Source organism: Burkholderia sp. USMB20, assembly GCF_000949135.2.
Classification (GTDB): Bacteria; Pseudomonadota; Gammaproteobacteria; order Burkholderiales; family Burkholderiaceae; genus Burkholderia.
The window spans coordinates 455117-463657 of the sequence record NZ_JTAN02000005.1; the positions used below are offsets into that span (position 1 = coordinate 455117).

Consider the following 8541-nt stretch of genomic DNA (forward strand, 5'->3'; position numbering starts at 1 on the left):
ATGAACCGCACGATCCGTTACAAGGGCTACGAAGTCGCCCCCGCCGCCGCCCGGCTGCCGAACGGGCTGTTCGCCGCGAACCTGACGATCGAGAAGGCAAGCGGCGGCCCGTCGCCGCGCGCCGTATCGTTCGACGCAATCGATTTCTTCTTCGAAGAGGAACACGCGCTCGCGTATGCGTCCCGCTGGGGACGCCTCTGGGTCGATACACAGGCCTGAGCGCGGCACCCGGCAGCGCAGGGCTGCTCGAAAATGCGCGATTACGGAAGCTATGCAAGAATCTTTCGTCTCGTAATCGCATAACAACAGCCATGTCCGACACGCTGCAGGAAGACCATGCAGCGGCAGATCACGCCATGCGCAACTGGACTTTCGAACGTCAAGGTCCGGTCAGGATCGGTTCCGATGCGCACAGGCAAATGTTCTGCCGCATGCTGCTCGATACGCACAACCCGTACAAACCGGCCGTCATCGACTGGCCGCCGCTCAAGCCCGACGAACTCAAGCGGCTCACGTCGCTGCCGATCTGGGACATCGCCGTGCAGACCGAAGGCCGCGCGTCGATCCGCGTCGCCACCTTCGCCGCAACCGTCGGCGATCCGCTGCTGCGCCAGGCGCTCGAGATGGACGGCGCCGAGGAGGCTCGGCACAAGGTCGTGCTGTCGAAGCTGGTCCAGGCATACGGCATCAAGCTCGCGCCCGAACCGGCCTATCCTGCTCCGAAGGACCCCGAGTGGTCGTGGATGGTGACCGGCTTCAGCGAATGCATCGACAGCTTCTTCGCGTTCGGTCTGTTCCGCTCCGCGCAGCGCTCCGGCTATTTCCCGCCCGAACTCGTCGACACCTTCGAGCCCGTGATCCAGGAGGAAGGCCGGCACATCCTGTTCTTCGTGAACTGGTATGCGTGGTACTGGCGGAGTTTGCCGTGGTGGCGCCGGCCGTGGTTCTTCGCGCGGGTGGCGGCCGTGTGGGCATTCCTGATCCGGGAACGCATCGGCATCGCGCGCGGGATCGATGCGGACGGCGTCGCGCACGACGCGAACTTTCCGGCGACGAGCACCGCCGACATCGGCGATGCGCTGAACCCGCGCGAACTGATCGAACTGTGTGTCAGCGAGAACGACCGGCGCATGGCCGGGTACGACAAACGGCTGCTGCGCCCGATGTTCGTGCCGCGCATGGCGCGCCTCGCGCTGCGATTCATGCGGAAATAAGGCTACGGCGGCGGGTTGCCGGCGGTGCAGGCCGGCCGCCGGCGCATTGTCCGGGACGATGTACTGGGCCGCCCGGACCGGGTGGCAGAACCGGGGCGCGTCGCCGCGACTGCCATCCTCATCGCGATTCCCCCTTCCGGACGAGAACGAACCACACCCCGGCTCGCATCCGGCGATTTGGGCGCGGCATCACGCCAGCCAACGGACACCCATCAGCCTGACGGTGCTCCTCCGACGCGCTTGCGTATCGTCTTTCTCTCCCGCGGAATGCGCCCTTGCCAGCACGGTCGAGTCACCGTGAAGCAGATCCGGGTTTCCTGCTCGCGGCTCCCCGTTGCTCCCTATCGTTCGCGTCTTCGGCCGTCATCGTGGACGCCCCGCCACCTCATCGCAACGACTCCGGTTGCAAGACTGCCCGGCGCGGGCGATCTGGCACCTCGTCTCCCCCTGCCCCAACCCGTCATATGAAGTACGTCAATTGAACAGATTCCGAACTGGAATCCCAATCGCCGTACCAATGCACCTGTAGCACTTTTTTACAACTTTGTGAAACCGGCGCCGGGGAAGGCCCGCCCCACGGGCGCGCGCGGCCGATGAGATGCGCAAACCAGCATAGTCAGACAATCCGTGGCTCATGTTTTTTTGATTTACCGGCAAACCAATAAATACAATTAAAAATTCACATCAAATCTCGTATTAATAAATTAACAAGAGCCTCGAATGCATACGAGCCAGCGTCCCGCCTGACATTACAACTCAGAAAGGCAAACGTTTGCCGCAAACGTTTGTCGTTACATTTGTCTTACTTTTTGGGTTAACCAATGTGTGGCGCCACACACAAAACCACGTCACTACGTTGATTTTTATGGTTTTTTTCATCCATCACCGCATCCGCACGAGACCTTCACTCCACCTTCAAATCATTTTCAACTTTCTTACACGCCAACAGCTCAAAACACGATCTATTAACCATCTTTTAACTTCCAAAACCTTCGATTTATCACTGTTTGTCAATCTCAAAATATCGCCTCAAATAAACTCCGCCCATCAATTTTAAGATTCGCGCGAGCGCACGGCAGATTCCTCTAACGAAAGAGACCGGTGTGTGGCGTGCTTATTTGGAGGTAGTAGGACATGAACCGCACGTACCGCTCGATCTGGAACGAAGCTCTTGGCGCCTGGGTCGCGGCATCCGAACACGATTCGGCACGGGGCAAGCCGAACAAGTCGGCCGTCGTGAAGGCCGTGGCAACCGTTGCGCTCGTCGCGGGGGCGACCGTCGGCAACGTCGCGCACGCACAGTACTCCGCAGGCGGCGCAGGCGGCTCGGTCATAGCCTCGGGCGCCCAGGCGATCGCCATCGGCGGCAACTCGGGCAGTACGACCACGGCCAGCGGCGCAACGTCGATCGCGATCGGCGCGAACGCGACCGCATCGGGCAGCTATTCACAGGCGTTCGGCCAGCGTTCCGTAGCCACCGGGTCAAGCGCGATCGGCATCGGCTCCGGCTCGACCGCGCTCAATACCGGCGCCACTGCGGTCGGCAACGACGCGACGGCATCGGGCACCAGCTCAATCGCGCTCGGCGGCGGCAACAGCTCGGGCACGGGCGGCGCCATCGCTGCGGGCACCAACGCAATCGCGATCGGCCGGTTCTCGAACGTCAACGCCGCGACGACGTCGGGCATTGCGATCGGCGCGAATGCGACCGTCACGTCGACTGGTACCAATGGCACCGCGCTCGGTTCGGGCGCCACCGCTGCCGGCTCCGGCGCATCCGCCATCGGCAATGGCGCAACGGCAACGGGCGCCAATGCGATCGCGCTCGGCGGCACGGCCAACTACGCATCCAGCGTCGCGATCGGTGCCGGCAGCGTGACCGGCGCGGCAGCGCCGACGGGAACGGGTTATCTGACGGGCAGCGCCGCGCCGACATCGGAAGTGTCGGTCGGCAGCGCGACGGCCCTGCGTCGCATCACGAACGTCGCCGACGGCTCGGCACCGCAGGACGCGGTCACGGTGGCCCAGCTCAGCACCGGAATGAGCACGACGACGAGCGCGATCAGCAGCCTGTCGACGTCGGCGTCGACGGGACTCTCGTCGGCTAACAGCTCGATCAGCTCGCTGTCCACCTCGACTTCGACGGGCATCAACTCGCTGTCCACCGGCCTGAGCTCGACCAACAGCTCGGTCGCGTCGCTGTCGACCTCCACGTCGACCGGACTCTCGTCGGCTAACAGCTCGATCGGCTCGCTTTCCACTTCGACCTCGACGGGCATCAATTCGCTGTCCACGGGCCTGAGCTCGACCAACAGCTCGGTTACGTCGCTGTCGTCGTCCACGTCGACCGGTCTGTCGTCGGCTAACAGTTCGATCGGCTCGTTGTCCACCTCGACCTCGACGGGGATCAACTCGCTGTCCACGGGCCTGAGCTCAACCAACAGCTCGGTCGCGTCGCTGTCGACTTCCACGTCGACCGGTCTGTCGTCGGCTAACAGCTCGATCAGCTCGCTGTCCACCTCGACCTCGACGGGCATCAACTCGCTGTCGACGGGTCTCAGCTCGACCAATAGCTCGGTTACGTCGCTTTCGTCGTCCACGTCGACCGGCCTGTCGTCGGCTAACAGCTCGATCAGCTCGCTGTCCACCTCGACTTCGACCGGCATCAACTCGCTGTCCACGGGCCTGAGCTCGACCAATAGCTCGGTTACGTCGATTTCGTCGTCCACGTCGACCGGCCTGTCGTCGGCTAATAGCTCGATCAGTTCGCTGTCCACCTCGACCTCGACGGGCATCAACTCGCTGTCCACTGGCCTGAGCTCGACCAACAGCTCGGTTACGTCGCTTTCGTCGTCCACGTCGACCGGCCTCTCATCGGCCAACAGCTCGATCAGCTCGCTCTCGACCGGCCTCAGCTCGACCAACAGCTCGGTCGCTTCGCTGTCATCTTCCACGTCGACGGGTCTGTCGTCGGCTAACAGCTCGATCAGCTCGCTGTCCACCTCGACTTCGACGGGCATCAATTCGCTGTCCACGGGCCTCAGCTCGACCAACAGCTCGGTCGCTTCGCTGTCGTCGTCCACGTCGACCGGTCTGTCGTCGGCAACCAGCTCGATCAGTTCGCTGTCCACCTCGACCTCGACGGGCATCAACTCGCTGTCCACGGGCCTGAGCTCGACCAATAGCTCGGTTACGTCGCTTTCGTCGTCCACGTCGACCGGCCTGTCGTCGGCTAACAGTTCGATCAGCTCGCTGTCCACCTCGACTTCGACCGGCATCAACTCGCTGTCCACGGGCCTGAGCTCGACCAATAGCTCGGTTACGTCGCTTTCGTCGTCCACGTCGACCGGTCTGTCGTCGGCTAACAGCTCGATCAGTTCGCTGTCCACCTCAACCTCGACGGGGATTAGCTCGCTGTCCACCGGCCTGAGCTCGACCAACAGCTCGGTCGCGTCGTTGTCGACTTCCACGTCGACCGGCATCAACTCGCTGTCCACTGGCCTGAGCTCGACCAACAGCTCGGTCGCTTCGCTGTCGTCATCCACATCGACCGGCCTGTCGTCGGCAAACAGCTCGATCGGCTCGCTGTCCACTTCGACTTCGACCGGCATCAACTCGCTTTCCACCGGCCTGAGCTCGACCAACAGCTCAGTCGCGTCCCTGTCGACCTCCACGTCAACCGGCCTCTCGTCGGCAAACAGCTCGATCGGCTCGCTGTCCACTTCGACTTCGACCGGCATCAACTCGCTGTCCACGGGCCTGAGCTCGACCAACAGCTCAGTCGCGTCCCTGTCGACCTCCACGTCGACCGGCCTCTCGTCGGCAAACAGCTCGATCGGCTCGCTGTCGACCGGCCTGAGTTCGACCAACAGCTCGGTCGCTTCGCTGTCGTCGTCCACGTCGACGGGCCTGTCGTCGGCTAATAGCTCGATCGGCTCGCTGTCCACTTCGACCTCGACGGGCATCAACTCGCTTTCCACGGGCCTGAGCTCGACCAACAGCTCGGTTACGTCGCTTTCGTCGTCCACGTCGACCGGCCTCTCATCGGCCAACAGCTCGATCAGCTCGCTCTCGACCGGCCTCAGCTCGACCAACAGCTCGGTGGCTTCGCTGTCGTCGTCCACGTCGACCGGCCTGTCGTCGGCTAACAGCTCGATCAGCTCGCTGTCCACTTCGACCTCGACGGGGATCAACTCGCTGTCCACCGGCCTGAGCTCGACCAACAGTTCGGTCGCGTCGCTGTCGACGTCCACGTCGACCGGCCTCTCGTCGGCAAACAGCTCGATTTCGTCGCTCTCCACCTCGACCTCGACCGGCATCAACTCACTGTCCACCGGCCTCAGCACGGTCACGACCAAGACCGACAATCTCGGCACCAGCACGGCCTCCGCCCTCGGCGGCGGTGCGAAGTACGATCCGACGACCGGAACGGTTTCCGCTCCGGCGTACACGACGTACAACGCGAATGGCACGACGTCGACCGCCAGCAGCGTCGGCTCGGCGATCGACAGCATCAACAGCGAGGGCATCAAGTACTTCCACGCGAAGTCGACGGCAGCCGACAGCCAGGCGCTCGGCACCGACTCGGTCGCGATCGGCCCGAATGCCATCGCCAACAACACCGGCGACGTCGCACTCGGCAGCGGCTCCGTCACCGACACGCCCCACGCGACGCCAACGGGTACCGTCGGCGGCGTGACCGCCACGTTCGCGGGCGGCAATCCGAGCAGCGTGGTGAGCGTCGGCGACGCGGCCACGGGCACCACGCGTCAGATCAGCAACGTCGCAGCAGGTCAGATCACGCCGACCAGCACGGACGCGATCAACGGCTCCCAACTCTTCGCGACCAATTCCATCGTGGATTCGCTGTCGACGACAGTGTCGTCGTCCAGCAGCGCAATCTCGTCGCTGTCGACCGGCATCACTTCGTTGTCCACGGGCCTCAGCTCGACCGATAGCTCGGTCGCTTCGCTGTCGACCTCCACGTCGACTGGCCTCTCGTCGGCTAACAGCTCGATCAGCTCGTTGTCCACGTCGACTTCGACCGGCATCAGCTCGCTGTCGACGGGCCTGAGCTCGACCGATAGCTCGGTCGCTTCGCTGTCGACGTCGACGTCGACTGGCCTCTCGTCGGCAACCAGCTCGATTTCGTCGCTGTCCACCTCGACCTCGACCGGCCTGTCGTCGGCTAACAGTTCGATCAGCTCGTTGTCCACGTCGACCTCGACGGGTATCAGCTCGTTGTCGACGGGCCTCAGCTCGACCGATAGCTCGGTCGCTTCGCTGTCGACTTCCACGTCGACCGGCCTCTCGTCAGCAACCAGCTCGATCAGTTCGCTGTCCACGTCGACCTCGACCGGCATCAGCTCGTTGTCGACCGGCCTGAGCTCGACCGATAGCTCGGTGGCTTCGCTGTCGACCTCCACGTCGACTGGCCTGTCCTCGGCTAACAGCTCGATCGGCTCGCTGTCCACCTCGACCTCGACGGGTATCAGCTCGCTGTCGACCGGCCTGAGCTCGACCGATAGCTCGGTCGCTTCGCTGTCGACCTCCACGTCGACTGGCCTGTCCTCGGCTAACAGCTCAATCGGCTCGTTGTCCACTTCGACTTCGACAGGGATCAGCTCGCTGTCGACGGGCCTGAGCTCGACCGATAGCTCGGTGGCTTCGCTGTCGACGTCGACGTCGACTGGCCTCTCGTCGGCAACCAGCTCGATCAGCTCGTTGTCCACCTCGACCTCGACGGGGATCAGCTCGTTGTCGACCGGCCTGAGCTCGACCGATAGCTCAGTGGCTTCGCTGTCGACGTCCACGTCGACCGGCTTGTCGTCGGCAACCAGCTCGATCGGCTCGTTGTCCACGTCGACCTCGACCGGTATCAGCTCGCTGTCGACCGGCCTCAGCTCGACCGATAGCTCGGTCGCCTCGCTGTCGACTTCCACGTCGACTGGCCTCTCGTCAGCAACCAGCTCGATCAGTTCGCTGTCCACGTCGACCTCGACCGGCATCAGCTCGTTGTCGACCGGCCTGAGCTCGACCGATAGCTCGGTCGCTTCGCTGTCGACTTCCACGTCGACCGGCTTGTCCTCGGCGACCAGCTCGATTTCGTCGCTGTCCACGTCGACTTCGACGGGTATCAGCTCGCTGTCGACCGGTCTGAGCTCGACCGATAGCTCGGTGGCTTCGCTCTCGACTTCGACGTCGACCGGCCTGTCGTCGGCAAACAGCTCGATCAGCTCACTGTCCACCTCGACATCGACCGGCATCAGCTCGCTGTCGACCGGCCTGAGCTCGACCGATAGCTCGGTGGCTTCGCTCTCGACGTCGACGTCGACCGGCCTGTCGTCGGCTAACAGCTCGATCAGCTCGCTGTCCACCTCGACTTCGACGGGTATCAGCTCGTTGTCGACGGGCCTCAGCTCGACCGATAGCTCGGTCGCTTCGCTGTCGACCTCGACGTCGACTGGCCTGTCGTCGGCAAACAGCTCGATCAGCTCGCTGTCCACGTCGACCTCGACCGGCATCGGCTCGCTGTCGACCGGCCTGAGCTCGACCGATAGCTCGGTCGCTTCACTCTCGACTTCGACGTCGACCGGCTTGTCCTCAGCAACCAGCTCGATCAGCTCGCTGTCCACCTCGACTTCGACGGGTATCGGCTCGTTGTCGACCGGCCTCAGCTCGACCGACAGCTCGGTGGCGTCGCTGTCGACCTCGACGTCGACTGGCCTGTCGTCGGCAACCAGCTCGATTAGCTCGTTGTCTACCTCGACCTCGACCGGCATCAGCTCGTTGTCGACCGGCCTGAGCTCGACCGATAGCTCGGTCGCTTCGCTGTCGACCTCGACGTCGACCGGCTTGTCGTCGGCAACCAGCTCGATCGGCTCGCTGTCCACCTCGACTTCGACCGGTATCAGCTCGCTGTCGACGGGCCTGAGCTCGACCGATAGCTCGGTCGCCTCGCTGTCGACCTCCACGTCGACGGGCCTCTCGTCGGCAACCAGCTCGATCGGCTCGCTGTCCACTTCGACTTCGACGGGGATCAGCTCGCTGTCGACGGGCCTCAGCTCGACCGATAGCTCGGTCGCTTCGCTGTCGACCTCCACGTCGACTGGCCTCTCGTCAGCAACCAGCTCGATTAGCTCGTTGTCTACCTCGACTTCGACGGGGATCAGCTCGCTGTCGACGGGCCTGAGCTCGACCGATAGCTCGGTCGCTTCGCTGTCGACCTCCACGTCGACTGGCCTCTCGTCGGCAACCAGCTCGATTTCGTCGCTGTCCACCTCGACCTCGACCGGCCTGTCGTCGGCTAACAGTTCGATCAGCTCGT

2 protein-coding genes and 1 pseudogene are annotated in these 8541 nt (G+C 63.4%); all 3 read left to right on the top strand.

The features are described from left to right. Window positions 1-219: a hypothetical protein gene (locus tag PL79_RS09960; RefSeq protein ID WP_006749916.1), complete on the top strand. Its 219-nt coding sequence runs from the start codon at window positions 1-3 to the stop codon at window positions 217-219. Window positions 220-311: 92 nt separating this feature from the next. Beyond that, the gene (locus PL79_RS09965) at window positions 312-1214 is read left to right on the top strand and encodes a hypothetical protein (RefSeq protein WP_044844445.1); all 903 of its coding nucleotides are present in this window, start codon (window positions 312-314) and stop codon (window positions 1212-1214) included. A gap of 1134 nt (window positions 1215-2348) precedes the next feature. Beyond that, a pseudogene (locus PL79_RS09970) lies at window positions 2349-8321 on the top strand (ESPR-type extended signal peptide-containing protein); the annotation flags it as partial. Window positions 8322-8541 lie beyond the last annotated feature (220 nt).

Excerpts from the sequence above, each read along its gene's own strand:
- PL79_RS09960 (WP_006749916.1), top strand. The coding sequence starts at position 1 with ATGAACCGCACGATCCGTTACAAGGGCTACGAAGTCGCCCCCGCCGCC.
- PL79_RS09965 (WP_044844445.1), top strand. The coding sequence starts at position 312 with ATGTCCGACACGCTGCAGGAAGACCATGCAGCGGCAGATCACGCCATG.